A 17620-nucleotide genomic window follows, 5' to 3' on the forward strand; every position below is an offset into this window, starting at 1 on the left:
CATGCCTAACCCGCTATCCCTGGCCATTTCCACCGGCGAGCCCGCCGGCATCGGCCCCGATATCACCATCGGGGCGTTGCTGCAGCTCGCCGGCGCCAACCATGGCAACAACGGGGGCAGCGGACATTACCGCTTCCATGTGCTGGGCGATGCCCGCCTGCTGGCCGAACGCGCCGCGGCGCTGGGCGTGACGCACGCCTGGGAGCGGCGCATCGCCGATGGCGATGTGGTGATCGAGGACATCCCGCTGGCCGTCGCGTGCGACCCGGGCCGCCTCGATGCGCGCAACGGCCCGTACGTGCTGGCGCTGCTCGATGCCGCCATTGCCGGCTGCCTCCCGCAGGGCCGCGCCACGCCGCGCTATGCGGCCATGGTCACGGCGCCGGTGCAGAAGAGCACCATCAACGACGCCGGCGTGCCGTTCACCGGCCACACCGAATACCTCGCCGACAGCGCCGGCGTGGCGCGCGTGGTGATGATGCTGGCCGGTCCGCAGCCCGCGCACGACAACGCCATGCTGCGCGTGGCGCTGGCGACCACGCACCTGCCGCTGCGCGCGGTGCCGGATGCGCTCTCCATCCCGCTGCTGTTGCAGACCCTGATCATCATCGATGCCGACCTGCGCCGCTACTTCGGCATCGCGCGCCCGCGCATCCTGGTCACGGGCCTGAATCCGCACGCCGGCGAAAGCGGCCACATGGGCCGCGAGGAGATCGACGTGATCGTGCCCGCGCTGGCGCGGGCCAAGGATGCCGGCATCGATGCGCGCGGCCCCTTCCCGGCCGACACGCTGTTCCAGCCGCGCCACCTGCGCGATGCCGACTGCGTGCTGGCGATGTACCATGACCAGGGGCTGGCGCCGCTGAAATACGGCACCTTCGGCCACGGCGTGAACATCACGCTGGGGCTGCCTTTCATCCGCACCTCGGTGGACCACGGCACCGCGCTGGACCTCGCTGGCACCGGCCAGGCCGAGCATGGCAGCATGATCGAGGCCATCCGCAGTGCGGTCACCATGGCCGGCCATGCCACCGGCCGCCATCCCGATGGCGCCGGCGCCAGCCATCCGGGCCATACCAATCCTGGCTTGCAGCCGCCGTGCTGAAGCCGGACCTCATGCTGCAACATCGAACCATGCGTTCCCACGTGCACCAGGGCCATGTGGCCCGCAAGCGATTCGGGCAGAACTTCCTGGTCGACGACACCATCATCCACGGCATCGTCAATGCCATCAGTCCGCAGGCCGAAGACGTGCTGGTCGAGATCGGGCCGGGGCTCGGCGCGCTGACCAGCCCGCTGCTCGAACGGATCCCGCAGATGCAGGTGGTCGAACTCGACCGCGACCTGGTCGAGCGCCTGCGCCGCCGCTACGGCGAGCGCCTGCAAGTACATGCCGGCGACGCCCTGGACTTCGACTTCGGCAAGCTGGAAGTGCCGGGCAGGCCGCTGCGCATCGTCGGCAACCTGCCGTACAACATTTCCAGCCCGCTGCTGTTCCACCTGATGCAGTTCGCCGACCGGGTGCGCGACCAGCACTTCATGCTGCAGAAGGAAGTGGTCGAGCGCATGGTGGCGGAGCCCGGCAGCAAGGCCTTCGGCCGGCTGTCGATCATGCTGCAGGTGCGCTACTACATGGAACATGTGCTGGACGTGCCGCCGGGCAGTTTCAACCCGCCGCCCAAGGTCGATTCCGCCGTGGTGCGGATGATCCCGTGGCCGCGCCACGACGACGGCCGCCTGCGCTCGCCCCATGCCGATTGCGACATCACCGTGCTTGGCGACGTGGTCACCGCGGCGTTCTCGCAGCGGCGCAAGGTGCTGCGCAATACGCTGTCGTTCCTGCGCGACCAGGTCGACTTCGACGCGATGGGCTTCGACCTTGGCCGCCGCGCCGAGGAAGTGCCCGTCGGCGAGTATGTCGAGCTGGCCCGCCGCGTGGGTGGCGGCGCCGCGGGGCAGGCCGCCTGAAGCCCAGATCAACCACCCGAATTCCCGCTACTATTTCCTGCAAGACCGTCCCATGACAGCCCAAACCAGCCAAACCAACCGGCGCCCCGTGATCCTGACCGGCGACCGTCCCACCGGCCCGCTGCACCTCGGCCACTTCGTCGGCTCGCTGCAGAGCCGCGTGGCGCTGCAGGATTCGCATGAGCAATACCTGCTGCTGGCCGATACCCAGGCCATGACCGACAACGCGCACGATCCCGACAAGGTACGCCGCAACGTGCTGGAAGTGGCGCTGGACTACCTGGCAGTCGGCATCGACCCGGCCAAGACCACCATCACCGTGCAGTCGCACCTGCCGGCGCTGGCCGAGCTGACGCTGATGTACCTGAACTTCGTCACGGTAGCGCGGCTGGAGCGCAACCCGACCATCAAGGAAGAGATCCAGGCGCGCGGCTTCGGCCGCGATATCCCGGCCGGCTTCCTGTGCTACCCGGCCGCGCAGGCCGCGGACATCACCGCCTTCAAGGCCCAGGTGGTGCCGGTGGGCGAAGACCAGGCCCCGCTGATCGAGCAGACCAACGAGATCGTGCGCCGCATCAACAACCAGGTCGGCCGCGAGGTGCTGCCGGAATGCAAGGCGCTGATCCCCAAGTTCGGCCGCCTGCCCGGCGTCGACGGCAAGGCCAAGATGAGCAAGTCGATGGGCAACGCGATCGCGCTGGGCGCGTCGCCGGAGCAGATCAAGGCCGCGGTGCACAGCATGTACACCGACCCGAACCACCTGAAGGTGTCGGATCCGGGCCAGGTCGAGGGCAACGTGGTGTTCACGTACCTGGATGCGTTCGACCCGAACACCGAGGAAGTCGAAGCGCTGAAGGAGCACTATCGCAAGGGCGGCCTGGGCGACATGGTGCTCAAGCGCCGCATCGAAGGCATCCTGCAGGACATGCTGGCCCCGATCCGCGCCCGCCGCGAAGAACTGGCCAAGAACCCGGACTATGTGTTCGATGTGCTGCGCCAGGGCACGCAGAAGGCACGCGAGCTGACCCAGCAGACGCTGGAGGAAGTGCGCGACGCGCTGGGGATGTTCTCGTTCGAGGCGCGCCGCTGAGCTAGAAGGCGGCGCTCAATAGGGCCCACCGGTTTTGGGTGCTCCCAAGCCGCCCGAGCTTGCCTAAGCAAGGTGTTCTCCCCTCAGGGGGAGAGGGCCCGGGGTGAGGGGTGGGCTAGCAAGGTGCCACATGAAGCGAGGCCAACGGTTTTTACCCCAACGCTGGCGCGCCCCTCACCCTCGCCGATTCACCAGCACGATCCCCGCCAGCACCAGCACCGCCGCCACCGCAAAGCGCGGCCCCACCGCGTCGTGCATCAGCAGCACGCCGAACGCCACCCCGAACAGCGGCGTCAGGAAGGAAAACACCGACAGCCGCGACGCCAGGTAGCGCTGCAGCAGCCAGAACCACGCCAGGTAGCTGGCAAACGCAATCAGCACCGACTGGTAGAACAGGCTCGCCACCACCACGCCGTCGATCCGCACGGTCGCGGTCTGGCCCGCGGCCACCGCCATCGCCAGCAGCAGCACCGCCGATACCGCCAGCTGGTACAGCAGCGTCTTGCTGGCCGGCGCGCTTGCCAGCGGGCTGGCGCGCACCACCACCGTGGTGGCGGCCCACAGCGCCCCGGCCAGGATGCCGAGCGCATCGCCGAGCAGCGTGCTGCCGTGGGCCGACGGTGCCGCGATGCCATCGGCGAACGCCAGTGCCATGCCCAGGAACGCCAGCGCCACGCCGAGCCACTGCCCGGTTTGCAGCCGCTCGCCCGGCACGGCGAAATGCAGCCCCAGCGCGGTGAAGATCGGCGCGGTGTACAGGAACACCGCCATGCGCGAGGCCGTGGTGTGGCCCAGCCCGACAAAGATGCAGAAGAACTCGGCGCCGAACAGCAGCCCCGCCAGCAGCCCGGCGTTGAGCGTCCCGTCGCGGCGCCAGATCGGCGTGCCGCGCCAGGCGGCAAAGCCGAACACCAGCAGCGCCGCCACCGCCGAGCGCACGCCCGCCTGCAGCACCGCGCCCATCAGCGGCGCGGTCACCTTGATCACCACCTGCTGCAGGCCCCAGGCGGCGCACAGGACCACCATCAGTCCTACCGCCATGCCGTCCAGCGGCCGGCGGGTCAGGGTTTGCGCGTCCACGGTCGCGATCGATGGACGCGTTACGGGCGGCTGGCGTCGCGGGTGGAATGGCGCTCGATCAGCTCGATCTTGTAGCCGTCCGGGTCTTCGACGAAGGCGATCACGGTGGTCCCGCCCTTGACCGGGCCGGCTTCGCGGGTGACCTTGCCGCCGGCCGCGCGGATGCGCTCGCAGGCCGCCGCGGCGTTGTCGGTCTCCAGCGCGATATGGCCGTAGGCCGTGCCCAGGTCATACTGGTCGACGCCGTAGTTGTAGGTCAGTTCCAGCACCGCGGTTTCGCTTTCGGGGCCGTAGCCGACGAAGGCCAGGCGGTACTTGTACTCGGGGTTGTCGCTCTCGCGCAGCAGCTGCATGCCGAGAATGCGGGTGTAGAAATCGATGGAGCGCTGCATGTCGCCGACGCGCAGCATGGTGTGGAGGAGTCGCATTTGAGGGCCTTCAACTGTTTTAGGTATTGGAAGGCGCCATTTTAGTGCGTTTGGCCGAAACGCACCGGCTGCTTGAAAGTGGCTTGGAAGCGTGGCCTAGAAGGTCGGCAGCAGCTCGGGCGGATGCGCGCGCAGCTGCGCGCGGGCGTCGCGGAATTCCGGGAAGATCGATTCCACGGTCTGCCAGAAGCGCGGCCCGTGGTTCATTTCCTTCAGGTGGGCGAGTTCGTGCGCCGCGACGTAGTCGATCATCGACAGCGGAAAATGCATCAGGCGCCAGTTCAGCCGGATCTTGCCGTCGGCGGTGCAGCTGCCCCAGCGGGTGGCCGCCGAAGTCAGCGCAAAGCCGGAATGGCGCACGCCCAGCTTGTCGGCATAGACGTCGAGCCGTTCGGCCAGCAGCCGGCGTGCCTGCTGCTGCAGCCAGCCCTGCACGCGGTCCTTGATCTGCTGCTCGTCGGCGTGCGCAGGCAGCGCCAGGTGCAGCACGCGGCGGCCGGCGTCGAACAGCAGCGCGCCGATCGGCGACTCCAGCGACAGCGTCAGCGGCTGGCCCAGGAAGGGCATGCTGGCGCCGTCGCGCCACTGCACCGTGGGCAGCACGCGGCGTGCCTCGCGGTGGCGCCACTCGCCGAGCTTGTTGAAGATCCAGCGCTGCTTCTCCAGGATGGCCGATTCGATGTCGGCCAGCGTGACCCAGCGCGGCGCCGTGATCGACAGGCCGCGGTCATCGATGGTGAAGCCGATGGTGCGGCGCGACGAGCGCTTGAGCGTATAGTGCAGCGCGCGCTCGCCCACGTGCAGCAGCCGGCCATTGGGCTGCGGCACCGGCCATGCCGGCTGCACCGGCAGCAGCGGCGCCGCTGCTGCATGGACTGCGGGAGCGGCCTCTGCCAGCGGCAGTTCCAGCTGCGCGCCGTCGGCGTCGGAGGCGGGGCGCAGCAGCTTCATGCGGCCGGCTCTACCCGTGCTTCGCTGCGGTAGCTGTCCGCGTCGATGCGGCGCATGTCGCGCTCGATCCAGTCGGCCACTTCCTGGTTGAGCTGGTCGGCGGTCTTGTTGGCCGAGGCGATCGGCGGGCCGACCGAGATCGTCACCATGCCCGGGTATTTGAGGAACTTGTTGCGCGGCCACACCCGGCCGGAGTTGACCGCCATCGGCAGCACCCAGGCACCGGTCTCGACCGCCAGGCGCGCGCCGCCGCTCTTGTAGCGCGGCTTTTCCAGTCCCGACGGCGTGCGCGTGCCTTCCGGGAACATGATGATCCAGGCGCCTTCGGCCAGCCGCTCGCGGCCCTGGCGCACGGCCGAGGCGAAGGCGCGGGTGCCTTCCTTGCGGTTGATATGGACCATCTTGAGCATGCCCAGCGCCCAGCCGAAGAACGGCACCAGCAGCAGCTCGCGCTTGAACACGAAGCACAGCGGCCTGGGCATCAGCGCCACGTAGGCCACCGTCTCCCACGCCGACTGGTGCTTGGACAGCAGCACCACCGGCTTGTCGAGCATGCGGTCCATGTGCTCATGGCCCTCGATGCGGTACTGGATGCCGCAGATGCCGCGCGCGGCCCGGATCACCAGCCGCGGCCAGCCGCGCACGAAGCGGAAGCGCTGGTCGGCGTTCATGAAGGGAAAGACGAGGAAGCAGGCGCAGGCGTAGGGAGGCGTCAGCACCAGCAGGTACAGCGCAAACAACAGGGAACGGAGAAACGTCATGCGTGGGGGCGCAAAAAAGAGGGTCGGTGCCAGCGTCGGCAATGGCTTATTGTGCGGATTCGCGGGTGGCGCTGTCTTTGCCGACATCGTTGCCGCCGTCATTGCCGGTCAGCCAGCGCGCAAAGGCGCGCAGGTCGTCATGCACCTGCGTGCCGGGCGGCAGGCCGCCTTTGTCGAGGGTCTTCAGGCCCTTGCCGCTGCGCACCAGGTGCGGCGTGCAGCCGACCGCGACACCGGCCTCCAGGTCGCGCAGCGAATCGCCCACGATCGGCACGCCCCGCAGCTCGATGCCGAAGCGCTCGCTGATCTGCTCGAGCATGCCGGACTTGGGCTTGCGGCAGTCGCAGCCGTCCGCGGCGGTATGCGGGCAGAAGAACACGGCCTCGATGCGCCCGCCCAGGCGTGCCAGCGCCGTGTACATCTTCTCGTGCATGGCGTTGAGCGTGCTCATCTCGAACAGGCCGCGGCCGATGCCGGACTGGTTGCTGGCGATCACCACGCGATAGCCGGCCTGGTTCAGCGCGGCGATGGCTTCCAGGCTGCCGTCGATGGGAATCCACTCGTCGGGCGACTTGATGAACTGGTCGCTGTCGAGGTTGACCACCCCGTCGCGGTCCAGGATGACAAACTTCGGCGGCGTCTGCGGCATGTGCGGCTCCGGTATCGCGTGCTGGCGCCGCTCAGGCGGCCAGCTTGGAGATGTCGGCCACGCGGTTGGCCAGCGCATGCAGCGAAGCCAGCAGCGCCAGGCGGTTGGCGCGCAGCTGCGCATCCTCGGCCATCACCATCACGTCGTTGAAGAAGCGGTCGACGGCATCGCGCAGCTGGGCCAGGTCGCGCAGCGCGGCGGCGAAATCGCCGCTGGCGAAGGCGGCCTCGACGGCCGGGCGCACCTTCTCGATCGCCGCGTGCAGCGCGCCTTCGGCCTCTTCCTGGAACAGCGCCGGGTTCACCGCGCCGACCGGCTCGGTGTTCTTGCGCAGGATATTGGTGATGCGCTTGTTGGCGGCGGCCAGCGCCTCGGCCTCGGGCAGCGCGGCGAAGGTGCGCACCGCTTCCATGCGGCCCAGCACGTCGTGCAGCTGGTCCGGGCGCAGGCTGACCACGGCCTCGACCTCGTTGGTGGTGTAGCCCTTTTCCTTCAGGTAGCCGCGCACGCGGTCATACAGGAAGTCGGCGATGGCGTCCGGCGCCGGCTTGACCGTGGCAATGCCCGCGAATGCCTGCTGCGTCAGCGCCAGCAGTCCGGTCACCGACAGCGCCAGCGGCTTCTCGATCAGCATGCGCAGGATGCCCAGCGCATGGCGGCGCAACGCGAACGGGTCCTTCTCGCCGGTCGGCTGCAGGCCGATGCCCCAGATGCCGACCAGCGTTTCCAGCTTGTCGGCCAGCGCGACGGCGGTGCTGACCGAGCCTTCGGGCAGCGCGTCGCCGGCGAAACGCGGACGGTAGTGCTCGGAGCAGGCCAGCGCCACGTCCTCGGCCTCGTCGTCGTGGCGGGCGTAGTACGTGCCCATGGTGCCCTGCAGCTCGGGGAACTCGCCGACCATGTCGGTCAGCAGGTCGGCCTTGGCCAGTTCGGCGCCGCGCATCGCGGCGGCCTTGTCGGTGGCTACGCCGGCGGCGTTGAGCGCGTCGGCGACATGGCCGGCGATCTGCTGCAGGCGCTGCACGCGGTCCAGCTGCGTGCCGATCTTGTTGTGGTAGACCACGCTGGCCAGCTGCGGCACGCGCGAGGCCAGCGTCTTCTTGCGGTCCTGGTCGAAGAAGAACTTGGCATCGGCCAGGCGCGGGCGCACCACGCGCTCGTTGCCGGTGATGATCGACTGCGGCGTCTCGGTGGCCAGGTTGGAGACGATCAGGAAGCGGTTGCGCAGGTTGCCGTCGGCATCGGTCAGCGCAAAGTACTTCTGGTTGGTCTGCATGGTCAGGATCAGGCATTCCTGCGGCACCGCCAGGAAGGCTTCCTCGAAGTGGCAGGCGTAGACCACCGGCCATTCCACCAGCGAGTTGACTTCATCGAGCAGCGACTCGGGCATGATCACCTGGTCGGCGCCGGCCTCGGCCAGCAGCGCGGCACGCATGCGCTCGCGGCGTTCGCCATAGCTGGCCAGCACGCGGCCGGCCGACTCGAGCTGCTTCGCGTAGTCGTTGGCATGCGCGATCTCGATCGTGCCATGCGACAGGAAGCGGTGGCCCTGCGTCACGTTGCTGGCCTGCAGGCCCAGCACCGACACCGGCAGGATCTCGCTGCCGAACAGCGCGATCAGGCTGTGCGCCGGGCGCACGAAATGCACGGTGCTGCCGTCCGGGCGCTGATAGCTCATCACCTTGGGGATGGGCAGCCTGGCGATGGTGTCTTCCAGTGCCGCCTGCAGGCCGGCGGCCAGCTCGGCGCCGCGCGCGGTGTAGCGGTAGAAGAAGGCCTCGGCCTTGCCGTCCGAGGCGCGCTCCAGCGACTGCCAGTCGATCTCGGCGACGCCGACCGATTTGGCCAGCGCGGCCAGCTTCTTGGCCAGCGGCGGGGTGGGCTCGCCGTTGGCGCCCAGCGCCACCGACAGCGGCAGGACCTTCTCGCGCTGCTCGCGGTCGGGCGCGCTGCGGCGCACGCCCGACACCAGCGCGGCCAGCCGGCGCGGCGTGGCGAACGGCGTCACGGTGGCGCCCGGCTCAAGCAGGTCGCGCTCGCCCAGGCCGGCGAACAGGCCCTGCGCGAAGGCGTCGCCCAGACGCGCCAGCGCCTTGGGGGGCAGCTCTTCGGTGAACAGTTCGATCAGCAGCGAGTCGGTCATGGGTTGCGACATGAATCGTATCCAACAGGTTGTGGCGCGCGCCGCTGTCAGCAGCGCGGCGAATGATTAGGTTCCACTCCGGACAGCAGCCACAGGCCGTTCTGTTGCCGGAATTGCAGCGTGGTGAAGGCGCATTGCGCGGCCGCCGCGGCGCTGGCCGCGCCGTTGCTGCCGCCGCGGCTGCCCGCGGCGGGGAAGCGCGCGTCGATGCGGCGCAGGCGCTTGTCGTAGCGGATCTCGTCGATGCGCCCGCCGATCCAGAAATCGATCTTCGGCGGCAGCTGGGCCGCCGAGTAATAGGTCCTGGTCTTGCGCCGGGTGCGGCCGTTGGTGGTTTCCACCTCCACCCAGGTCAGCGGGTAGCGGATCGCGCTTTCATAGGCGCGCAGCGGCACGCGGTGCCAGCCCAGGTCGCGCTGGCCCGACAGGTCGCAGGCGAACGAGCGCACCAGCTGCGTCCACTGGTCGAGCGCGTTCAGCGACGGGCGCCAGTGGCGCGCCATGGCCAGCTGCAGCGCCTGCGGGTCGGCTTCGCACACATTGCTCAGTTCGGCCGGCAGCAGCAGCGCCTGCGGTGCCGGGGCGGCCACGGCGCGCGCGGCGGCGGCATTGCCGGCGGCAGACAGGGTGGCGATGACCAAGGCACAGCACAGCGCGCTGCGCGCCAGTTGCGTCATGCCCGGGCTCCGCCGTTGCCGCACATCGGGAAGCCGAGGGCCTCGCGCGAGTCGTAGTAGGCCTGCGCCACCTGGCGCGACAGGTTGCGGATGCGGCCGATATAGGCGGCGCGCTCGGTCACCGAGATGGCGCCGCGGGCGTCCAGCAGGTTGAACGTGTGCGCGGCCTTCAGCACCTGTTCATAAGCGGGCAGCGCCAGGCGCGTGCCGGGCTGGCTGCCGTCGGTGCCCTCGGCATTGCCCATCAGCCGCCTGGCCTCGCCCTCGTGCTCGGCGAAATGGCGGAACAGGATTTCGGTGTTGCTGTGCTCGAAGTTGTAGGTCGACTGCTCGACCTCGTTCTGGTGGTACACGTCGCCGTAGGTCAGGCGGCGCGTCTCGCCGTTCTCGACCCATTCGGTCCAGACCAGGTCATAGACGTTCTCGACCTTCTGCAGGTACATCGCCAGGCGTTCGATGCCGTAGGTGATCTCGCCCGTGATCGGCTTGCAGTCGATGCCGCCGACCTGCTGGAAGTAGGTGAACTGGGTCACTTCCATGCCGTTGAGCCAGACTTCCCAGCCCAGGCCCCACGCGCCCAGCGTCGGGTTCTCCCAGTCGTCCTCGACGAAGCGGATGTCGTTCTGCTTCAGGTCCAGGCCCAGTGCCTCCAGCGAGCCCAGGTACAGCTCGAGGATGTTCTCGGGCGCGGGCTTGAGCACGACCTGGTACTGGTAGTAGTGCTGCAGGCGGTTGGGGTTCTCACCATAGCGGCCGTCCTTCGGGCGCCGCGACGGCTGCACGTAGGCGGCGCGCCACGGCTCGGGGCCGATCGCGCGCAGGAAGGTATGCACGTGGGAAGTGCCGGCGCCGACCTCCAGATCGATGGGTTGCAACAGCGCGCAGCCCTGCCGGTCCCAGTAGGCCTGCAGGGTCAGAATCATTTGTTGGAAGGTCAGCATATGAAGACTAGGTAGTGGCTGATCGGGCGGCTGGGGGCGAAGTTGCGCCGCCCGGCGTGCTGGCGGCGCAGCGCGTGCCGGGGCCGCCGCATACGGATTTTGCCAAACCCTGAATTCTATCGGCTTTTTGGCCGCCCGCCCCGATTGGCGGGGTGGGGGCTGGCGCGCGGAGGTGCCGGCGGATGTCGGTCTTTCGCAACGCATGGGGAAAATACCGACCCCCTTTCAAGTTGAGGGAACGCTAGCCGATAACGTTTTTGTATACAGTATGAGTAAGCAACCCGTTCGAGAGCGTTGCGGTTGGCAGGCCAGGCCGTCTGCCGGTAGACAAATTAATGTTGGGGACTTGGGATCATGACGCTCCTTTCTCGCAAACCTTACCTGGTCGCAATCGCGGTCATGATCGCCGCGGCCGCCGTGTCGGTGGCGACCGGGCTGCTGTGAACTGACGCGGCCGGCGCGCGCCTGACGCGCCTGGACGCCGCGGCTCGGGAGACTGCGGCGGGAGGCCCGGCGTGTGCGCCGGATTCTGGCTTCAGCCCGCGCGCCGCGCGCGCCACGCAGCGGCACCCAGCACCAGCGCAAACAGCGCCAGCACCGGCGCATTCCCCCAGCGGATGTACGGGGTCAGCCCCTGCATGCCCTGCACCTCGGCCACCAGCGTGCCGGTCGTGAAGGTGGGCAGGCGTGCCTGCACGGTGCCGTCCGGGCGCACCACCGCGGTCATGCCGGTATTGGTCGAGCGCAGCATCGGGCGGCGCGTTTCCAGCGCGCGCATGCGCGAGATCTGCAGGTGCTGGTCCAGCGCGATGGTGTCGCCGAACCAGGCCAGGTTGGTCAGGTTGGCCAGCACGTTGGCGGGCGCGGGCTGCTGGCGCAGCGTCTGCGCGATCTCCTCGCCGAACAGATCCTCGTAGCAGATATTGGGCGCCACGCGCACGCCGCGCACCGGCAGCGAAGGCTGGTCGAGCCCGCCGCGGCGGAAATCGCCCAGCGGCATCTTCATCATGTCGACGAACCAGCGGAAGCCCAGCGGGATGAATTCGCCGAACGGCACCAGGTGGTGCTTGTTGTAGCGGTACAGCCGCTCGGTCAGCGGCCCCAGCCCGAACACGCTGTTGGTGAAATCGACCGGCGAATCCGCGCCGGCCGCGCCGAACAGCACGGTGGTGCCGCTCTGCAGCGCGTAGTCGCGCACCGCCACGGCGACGTCGACAGGCAGTTCCTGCAGGATCACCGGGAAGGCGGTCTCGGGCGTCACCACCAGGTCGGCGGGCGCGGCGGTGATCATGTCGCGGTACAGCGCGATCGAGCGCTGGATGCCGGCGGCCTCGAACTTGATGTCCTGCGGCACATTGCCCTGCAGCAGCCGCACCGTCAGCGGCTTGCCGGCCGGCGTGGTCCAGGCCAGCGGCGACAGCGCGGCGCCAAGTGCCGGCAGCAGCAGCGCCAGCGCCAGCGACACCACGGCACGCGTGCGCGCACCGTGCCCCAGCCCGCGCACGGCCCCGGCCAGCAACGCCGCGACAGCGGCCGCCAGCGCCCCGATGCCATAGACGCCGACCAGCGGCGCAAAGCCGGCAAGCGGCCCGTCGGTATGGGCATAGCCGCCCGACAGCCACGGGAACCCGGTGAACACGACACCGCGCAGCCACTCCGACAGCCCCCACGCGGCACCGAACGCCAGCGGCGCCAGCAGCGCCGCGGCCCATGTGCCGGCGCGCAGCCGTGCCGTCAGCCGGTGCCACAGCCCGCCGGCCAGTGCCGGCCACAGCGCCAGGTAGCCCGAGAACAGCACCACCGCCAGCGCCGCCATCCACGCCGGCATCTCGCCGTAGACGTGCATGCTGATATAGAGCCACCAGATGCCGGACAGGAACCAGCCCAGGCCGAAGGCATAGCCGGTGGCCGCGGCGATGCGCGCGCGCGGCGCGTCGGCCATCAGCGCGGCCAGGCCGGCCAGCGACAGGATCTGCAGCCACCACCAGTCATGCGGGGCGAAGGCCTGGGTGTGGGCAATGCCGAGCACGCCGGCCAGCAGCAGCCGCGCCATGGCAGTGGCGCGCGAACGCGCGCCGGGCACGCTGCCAGCACCGGCGTCGGCAGCAGCGGCGCCGTTGGGGATCGGGGCGGGACGCTTCATGCGCCGGCAGCGCTCGCGCCGTCAGCCAGGGATTCGCGGCGCACCTGCAGCAGGTGCACCTGCCGCGCGTCGGCGCGCAGCACTTCGAAGCGGATCGGCGGCAGGGTGATGACCTCGCCGCGGTGGGGCACGTGGCCCACATGGTTGGACAGCAGTCCGCCCACGGTGTCGACGTCGTGGTCGGAAAAGCCGGTGCCGAAGGCCTCGTTGAACTGGGCGATCTCGGTCAGGCCGTGCACGCGCCAGCTGCCGTCGGGCATCGGCAGGATATTGTCCTGGTCTTCGTCCAGGTCGAACTCATCCTCGATATCGCCGACGATCTGCTCGAGCACGTCCTCGATCGTCACCAGTCCGGCCACGCCGCCGTACTCGTCGACGACGATGGCAATATGGTTGCGGTTGATGCGGAACTCGCGCAGCAGGATGTTCAGGCGCTTGGATTCGGGGATGAACACCGCCGGGCGCAGCGTTTCGCGCAGCTCGAAGGCGGGGTCGGTGTAGTAGCGCAGCAGGTCCTTGGCCAGCAGGATGCCGATGATGTTGTCGCGGCTGCCGTCATAGACCGGGAAGCGCGAGTGCGCGGTCTGCTGCATGAACGGGATGAAGGTCTCCGGCGCGTCGGCGATATTGACCAAATCCATCTGCGCGCTCGGCACCATGATGTCGCCGGCGGTCAGTTCGGAGACCTGGAACACGCCCTCGATCATCGACAGCGAATCGGCGTCGATCAGGTTGCGCTCATGCGCTTCCTGGAGCACTTCGAGCAGTTCGGCGCGGGTGTCCGGCTCGGGGGATATCAGGTCTGACAGGCGTTCGAGAAGCGATCTGGGGCGATCGACCTGCTTCAGGTAGGCGGGCTTCGAACTGGGATAGGGGTCGTTCATTTCGCGGCGAGCGCGTGGTGGAGATCGACTGAAGGATACACCAAAAGGCTGTCGATCCCGTGACAGCCGCCGGGCAGCGGCTGCTGCATGTGATGCCGGCGGCCTTCGCGTCGGGCCGCCGGTGCGCCGCCAATCACGCGGCGTGGGTGCGCTCGGCGAGGTAGGGATCCGCGTAGCCCAGCGCCTGCAGGGTTTCGGTCTCGATCGCCTCCATTTCCTCGGCCTCGGCGTCTTCCTCGTGCTCGTAGCCCTGGGCATGCAGCACGCCGTGCACGATCAGGTGCGCGTAGTGCGCTTCCAGCGGCTTGCGCTGCTCGCGCGCCTCGGCTTCCACCACCGGGCAGCACAGCACGATATCGCCGGTCACCGGGTCGTCCTCGTTCTCGGCATAGGCAAAGGTCAGCACGTTGGTGGCGTAGTCCTTGCCGCGGTAGGTGCGGTTGAGCAGGCGGCCTTCTTCCTCGCCGACGAAGCGGATCGTCAGCGCGGCATCGGCATACAGCGCCGACTTGACCCAGGTTTCGATCTTCCTGCGCGGCGGCAGGCCGTCCTGCCTGCCGATGCCGTTGCCTTGCTGGATCTCCAGCTCCAGCGCCGGCGGCGTGGCCGGGGTGCCGGTGGTGGTCACGACCGGCGTGGCGGTCACGGCCACGGACAGCGAGTCATGGTTGTCCGGGCGCACCAGCAGGCCGGCCTGCTGGTTGGTGTCGGTGTGCTCGGCCAGCAGCGCGACCACGCCGTCGGCGGCCTGCGACAGGTCCAGCGTCAGGCTGCGGCCATCCGGCAGCTGCACGCGCAGCGCGTGCGCGGTGCTCTTGCGGGCGCGGCCTTCGCCATCGAACAGGGTCAGGCTGACGCCGGAGGCCCTGGATTTCTGGTTCTTCGGGGATTTCAATTACGCGTCCTTGTGCTGGGCGTGGTATTCGTCATAGGCATCGACGATGCGCGCCACCAGCGGATGGCGCACCACGTCGATGCTGGTAAAGCGGGTGCAGGCAATGCCGCGCACGTCGCGCAGCACGTGCTGCGCTTCCACCAGGCCGCTCTTCTGGCCCTTGGGCAGGTCGATCTGCGTGGTGTCGCCGGTGATCACCGCCCTGGAGCCGAAGCCGATCCGGGTCAGGAACATCTTCATCTGCTCGGGCGTGGTGTTCTGCGCCTCGTCCAGGATGATGAAGGCGTGGTTCAGCGTGCGCCCGCGCATATAGGCCAGCGGCGCGATCTCGATCATCTGGCGCTCGAACATCTTCTGCGTGCGGTCGAAGCCGAGCAGGTCGTACAGCGCGTCATACAGCGGGCGCAGGTAAGGATCGACCTTCTGCGCCAGGTCGCCGGGCAGGAAGCCCAGGCGCTCGCCGGCTTCCACCGCCGGGCGCGTCAGCACGATGCGCTTGACCGCGTCGCGCTCCAGCGCGTCGACCGCGCAGGCCACCGCCAGGTAGGTCTTGCCGGTGCCGGCCGGGCCGATGCCCATGGTCAGGTCGTGCGACAGGATATTGCGCAGGTACTCGCGCTGCGCCACGGTGCGGCCCTGCAGGCCGGTGCGGCGGGTGTGCAGCACCGGCGATTCGTCTTCGAACTCGCGCTCGTTGCCGTTGCGGTTGTCCTCGTCATTGCCGGGCAGGTAGCTGCCATGCGCGCTGAGCTGGCGTGTCTCGACCAGGCCGAGCTGCACGTCGTCGATCGACAGCGGCGTGCGCGCATGGTTATAGAAACGCTCCAGCGCCAGCGCGGCGTCCTGCGCATGGGTGCCACGCACCGTCATGCGATGGCCGCGCCGCTGGATGGTCACGTCCAGCGCCTGCTCGATCTGGCGCAGGTTCTCGTCGAGCGGCCCGCACAGGTTCTGCAGGCGCGTGTTGTCGTCCTTGGGGGCGACGAATTCTGCCGAAGGGATTTTCATCTTTTGCCGGAGGCTCGATTACTGGCGCACCACGATCTCGCCGCGCAGCGAGTGCGGGAACGCCTGCGTGATGCTGACATCGACCATCTGGCCGACCAGCCGGTCGCGGCCCGCCTGCGGCACGCCCGGCAGCGCAAAGTTGACCACGCGGTTGTTCTCGGTGCGGCCATGCAGCTCGGTCGGGTCCTTGCGCGCCGGGCCTTCCACCAGGATGCGCTGCACCGTGCCGACCATGTCCCGGCTGATGCGCTGCACGTTTTCCTCGATGGTCGCCTGCAGGCGCTGCAGCCGGCGCAGCTTGACCTCGTGCGGCGTGTCGTCGTGCAGGTTGGCCGCGGGCGTGCCCGGGCGCGGGCTGAAGATGAACGAGAACGAGGTGTCGTAGCCGATCTCCTCGATCATCGCCATCAGCTTCTCGAAGTCGGCATCGGTCTCGCCGGGGAAGCCGACGATAAAGTCCGACGACATCGACATCTGCGGGCGCAGCGCGCGCAGCTTGCGGATGATGCTCTTGTATTCCAGCACGCTGTAGCCGCGCTTCATCGCCATCAGGATGCGGTCCGAAGCATGCTGCACGGGCAGGTGCAGGTGGTTCACCAGCTTGTCGCAGCGGCCGTACAGCTCGACCAGCCGCGAGGTGAATTCCTTCGGGTGGCTGGTGGTGTAGCGGATGCGCTCGATGCCGGGGATCTCGGCCACGTATTCGATCAGCAGCGCAAAATCGGCGATCTCGGTGGTGTCGCCCATCTTGCCGCGATAGGCGTTGACGTTCTGGCCCAGCAGCGTGACTTCGCGCACGCCTTGCTCGGCCAGGCCGGCGACTTCGGCCAGCACGTCCTCGAACGGGCGCGACACTTCCTCGCCGCGGGTGTAGGGCACCACGCAGTAGCTGCAGTACTTGGAGCAGCCTTCCATGATCGAGACGAAGGCGCTCGGGCCTTCCACGCGCGCCGGCGGCAGGTGGTCGAACTTCTCGATCTCGGGGAAGGAAATGTCCACCTGCGACTGGCCGGTGCGCTGGCGGCGCGCGATCAGGTCGGGCAGGCGGTGCAGCGTCTGCGGGCCGAACACCACGTCGACGTACGGCGCGCGCGAGACGATGCTGGCGCCTTCCTGGCTGGCCACGCAGCCGCCCACGCCGATCACCAGCTCGGGCTTGACCGCCTTGAGCGCCTTCATCCGGCCCAGTTCGGAGAACACCTTCTCCTGCGCCTTCTCGCGCACCGAGCAGGTGTTGAACAGGATCACGTCGGCGTCTTCGACGCGGTCGGTGGGTTCCAGCCCCTGGCTGGCGTTGAGGACGTCGACCATCTTGTCCGAGTCATACTCGTTCATCTGGCAGCCGTACGTCTTGACGAAAACTTTCTTCATATGCCGATCTCAGTGGTTGACCTGGGGGCATCAGGGTGTTGCAACAACGCGCGGTCGCGTGGGGCACGCCGCGCTCTTTCGGGGGACTACGATTTCTGTTTCAGCGCCTTCTGCTCCGGCTCGCTCAGCACCCAGGCGGTCAGCAACTGGCCATACAGGTCCAGCTTGTACCGCACCGGCAGCTTCTGGCCCGCCACCGCGGCGGTGGCCAGCAGCTGGTTGTCGGTGCCGAACAGGCGCACGCCCGGTGCCACGCCCACGGTCTTGCCGTCCAGCGTGGCGGTCTGCGGCGCGGAGGCCGAAGGGGCGGCGATCACCAGCCTGGCTGCCTGCGCGTCCTGCGGGATCACCCGCACCGGCTGGGCCGAGGCAGCGGCCGCGCCGAGCAGCAGGGCGGCCGCGCATGCCAGTGAAGGCCACAGGCTCCGCGAAAGCTTGACCGATTCCTGCGCCTGGCGGCGCGTATTACGACCTGCACGACCTGCTGGCATAAGGAGGACTCCGGCAATGGGATCGCCACTGTCATTCCCGCGCAGGCGGGAATCCAGCGTCTTTAAAGTCACTGGGTTCCCGCCTGCGCGGGAACGACGGTGTATTTAGCTGAGCGCCTGTATGCCTGTATGCATGCGGC

17 protein-coding genes are annotated in these 17620 nt (G+C 68.5%); 3 read left to right on the plus strand and 14 right to left on the minus strand.

Features of this window, described 5'->3' with window-relative positions:
* The first annotated feature begins 1 nt into the window (after nt 1).
* From pdxA to trpS, 3 genes are read left to right on the plus strand one after another with little or no spacing between them, the layout of a single operon-like run.
* Nucleotides 2–1105, plus strand: a complete 1104-nt coding sequence (gene pdxA, locus JTE92_RS14605) for a 4-hydroxythreonine-4-phosphate dehydrogenase PdxA (RefSeq protein ID WP_063236811.1) — start codon at nt 2–4, stop codon at nt 1103–1105.
* Nucleotides 1106–1134: 29 nt separating this feature from the next.
* A complete protein-coding gene (rsmA, locus tag JTE92_RS14610) occupies nt 1135–1968 on the plus strand; it encodes a 16S rRNA (adenine(1518)-N(6)/adenine(1519)-N(6))-dimethyltransferase RsmA (protein ID WP_063236964.1) in 834 nt (277 codons plus the stop codon).
* Nucleotides 1969–2020: 52 nt separating this feature from the next.
* Nucleotides 2021–3058: a tryptophan--tRNA ligase gene (gene trpS, locus JTE92_RS14615; protein ID WP_063236965.1), complete on the plus strand. Its 1038-nt coding sequence runs from the start codon at nt 2021–2023 to the stop codon at nt 3056–3058.
* A 174-nt stretch (nt 3059–3232) separates the two neighbouring features.
* On the opposite strand, the gene JTE92_RS14620 is transcribed toward trpS, so the two are convergent.
* The 14 genes from JTE92_RS14620 to JTE92_RS14685 all read right to left on the minus strand — a co-directional run bounded on the left by JTE92_RS14620 (nt 3233) and on the right by JTE92_RS14685 (nt 17480).
* Complete coding sequence (locus JTE92_RS14620) at nt 3233–4099, minus strand: DMT family transporter (protein WP_063236812.1); 867 nt, start codon at nt 4097–4099, stop codon at nt 3233–3235.
* A 59-nt stretch (nt 4100–4158) separates the two neighbouring features.
* Nucleotides 4159–4566 carry a lactoylglutathione lyase gene (gene gloA, locus JTE92_RS14625; RefSeq protein WP_029048797.1) on the minus strand — a complete coding sequence of 136 codons (408 nt, stop codon included), beginning with the start codon at nt 4564–4566 and terminating at the stop codon, nt 4159–4161.
* 96 nt (nt 4567–4662) lie between these two features.
* Complete coding sequence (locus JTE92_RS14630) at nt 4663–5517, minus strand: M48 family metallopeptidase (RefSeq protein ID WP_063236813.1); 855 nt, start codon at nt 5515–5517, stop codon at nt 4663–4665.
* On the minus strand, nt 5514–6278 hold the full coding sequence (locus JTE92_RS14635) for a lysophospholipid acyltransferase family protein (RefSeq protein WP_063236814.1): 765 nt from the start codon (nt 6276–6278) through the stop codon (nt 5514–5516). The genes JTE92_RS14630 and JTE92_RS14635 overlap by 4 nt, the downstream gene beginning before the upstream one ends.
* Nucleotides 6279–6324: 46 nt before the next feature.
* Complete coding sequence (gene gmhB / locus JTE92_RS14640; RefSeq protein WP_063236815.1) at nt 6325–6927, minus strand: D-glycero-beta-D-manno-heptose 1,7-bisphosphate 7-phosphatase; 603 nt, start codon at nt 6925–6927, stop codon at nt 6325–6327.
* A 31-nt stretch (nt 6928–6958) separates the two neighbouring features.
* The gene (gene glyS, locus JTE92_RS14645; protein WP_063236816.1) at nt 6959–9082 is read right to left on the minus strand and encodes a glycine--tRNA ligase subunit beta; all 2124 of its coding nucleotides are present in this window, start codon (nt 9080–9082) and stop codon (nt 6959–6961) included.
* Nucleotides 9083–9117: 35 nt separating this feature from the next.
* On the minus strand, nt 9118–9747 hold the full coding sequence (locus JTE92_RS14650; RefSeq protein WP_063236817.1) for a hypothetical protein: 630 nt from the start codon (nt 9745–9747) through the stop codon (nt 9118–9120).
* Entirely contained in the window at nt 9744–10688 is a 945-nt protein-coding gene (gene glyQ / locus JTE92_RS14655) for a glycine--tRNA ligase subunit alpha (RefSeq protein WP_063236818.1), read from the minus strand. The genes JTE92_RS14650 and glyQ overlap by 4 nt, the downstream gene beginning before the upstream one ends.
* A gap of 535 nt (nt 10689–11223) precedes the next feature.
* Entirely contained in the window at nt 11224–12831 is a 1608-nt protein-coding gene (lnt, locus tag JTE92_RS14660) for an apolipoprotein N-acyltransferase (protein ID WP_063236819.1), read from the minus strand.
* The gene (locus tag JTE92_RS14665) at nt 12828–13715 is read right to left on the minus strand and encodes a CorC family transporter (protein ID WP_063236820.1); all 888 of its coding nucleotides are present in this window, start codon (nt 13713–13715) and stop codon (nt 12828–12830) included. Before JTE92_RS14665 ends, lnt begins: the two co-directional genes overlap by 4 nt.
* A 133-nt stretch (nt 13716–13848) precedes the next feature.
* Complete coding sequence (gene ybeY / locus JTE92_RS14670) at nt 13849–14610, minus strand: rRNA maturation RNase YbeY (protein WP_063236821.1); 762 nt, start codon at nt 14608–14610, stop codon at nt 13849–13851.
* The gene (locus JTE92_RS14675; RefSeq protein WP_063236822.1) at nt 14611–15618 is read right to left on the minus strand and encodes a PhoH family protein; all 1008 of its coding nucleotides are present in this window, start codon (nt 15616–15618) and stop codon (nt 14611–14613) included. It lies immediately after the preceding gene.
* Between the two features lie 18 nt (nt 15619–15636).
* The gene (gene miaB, locus JTE92_RS14680) at nt 15637–16989 is read right to left on the minus strand and encodes a tRNA (N6-isopentenyl adenosine(37)-C2)-methylthiotransferase MiaB (RefSeq protein WP_063236823.1); all 1353 of its coding nucleotides are present in this window, start codon (nt 16987–16989) and stop codon (nt 15637–15639) included.
* Between the two features lie 86 nt (nt 16990–17075).
* A complete protein-coding gene (locus tag JTE92_RS14685) occupies nt 17076–17480 on the minus strand; it encodes a hypothetical protein (protein ID WP_063236824.1) in 405 nt (134 codons plus the stop codon).
* Between the last annotated feature and the right edge of the window lie 140 nt (nt 17481–17620).

Source organism: Cupriavidus oxalaticus (genome assembly GCF_016894385.1).
GTDB classification, from domain to species: domain Bacteria; phylum Pseudomonadota; class Gammaproteobacteria; order Burkholderiales; family Burkholderiaceae; genus Cupriavidus; species Cupriavidus oxalaticus.

Coding starts and splice junctions, on each gene's coding strand:
- pdxA (WP_063236811.1), top strand. CDS start 2: ATGCCTAACCCGCTATCCCTGGCCATTTCCACCGGCGAGCCCGCCGGC.
- rsmA (WP_063236964.1), top strand. CDS start 1,135: ATGCGTTCCCACGTGCACCAGGGCCATGTGGCCCGCAAGCGATTCGGG.
- trpS (WP_063236965.1), top strand. CDS start 2,021: ATGACAGCCCAAACCAGCCAAACCAACCGGCGCCCCGTGATCCTGACC.
- JTE92_RS14620 (WP_063236812.1), bottom strand. CDS start 4,099: ATGGCGGTAGGACTGATGGTGGTCCTGTGCGCCGCCTGGGGCCTGCAG.
- gloA (WP_029048797.1), bottom strand. CDS start 4,566: ATGCGACTCCTCCACACCATGCTGCGCGTCGGCGACATGCAGCGCTCC.
- JTE92_RS14630 (WP_063236813.1), bottom strand. CDS start 5,517: ATGAAGCTGCTGCGCCCCGCCTCCGACGCCGACGGCGCGCAGCTGGAA.
- JTE92_RS14635 (WP_063236814.1), bottom strand. CDS start 6,278: ATGACGTTTCTCCGTTCCCTGTTGTTTGCGCTGTACCTGCTGGTGCTG.
- gmhB (WP_063236815.1), bottom strand. CDS start 6,927: ATGCCGCAGACGCCGCCGAAGTTTGTCATCCTGGACCGCGACGGGGTG.
- glyS (WP_063236816.1), bottom strand. CDS start 9,082: ATGTCGCAACCCATGACCGACTCGCTGCTGATCGAACTGTTCACCGAA.
- JTE92_RS14650 (WP_063236817.1), bottom strand. CDS start 9,747: ATGACGCAACTGGCGCGCAGCGCGCTGTGCTGTGCCTTGGTCATCGCC.
- glyQ (WP_063236818.1), bottom strand. CDS start 10,688: ATGCTGACCTTCCAACAAATGATTCTGACCCTGCAGGCCTACTGGGAC.
- lnt (WP_063236819.1), bottom strand. CDS start 12,831: ATGAAGCGTCCCGCCCCGATCCCCAACGGCGCCGCTGCTGCCGACGCC.
- JTE92_RS14665 (WP_063236820.1), bottom strand. CDS start 13,715: ATGAACGACCCCTATCCCAGTTCGAAGCCCGCCTACCTGAAGCAGGTC.
- JTE92_RS14675 (WP_063236822.1), bottom strand. CDS start 15,618: ATGAAAATCCCTTCGGCAGAATTCGTCGCCCCCAAGGACGACAACACG.
- miaB (WP_063236823.1), bottom strand. CDS start 16,989: ATGAAGAAAGTTTTCGTCAAGACGTACGGCTGCCAGATGAACGAGTAT.
- JTE92_RS14685 (WP_063236824.1), bottom strand. CDS start 17,480: ATGCCAGCAGGTCGTGCAGGTCGTAATACGCGCCGCCAGGCGCAGGAA.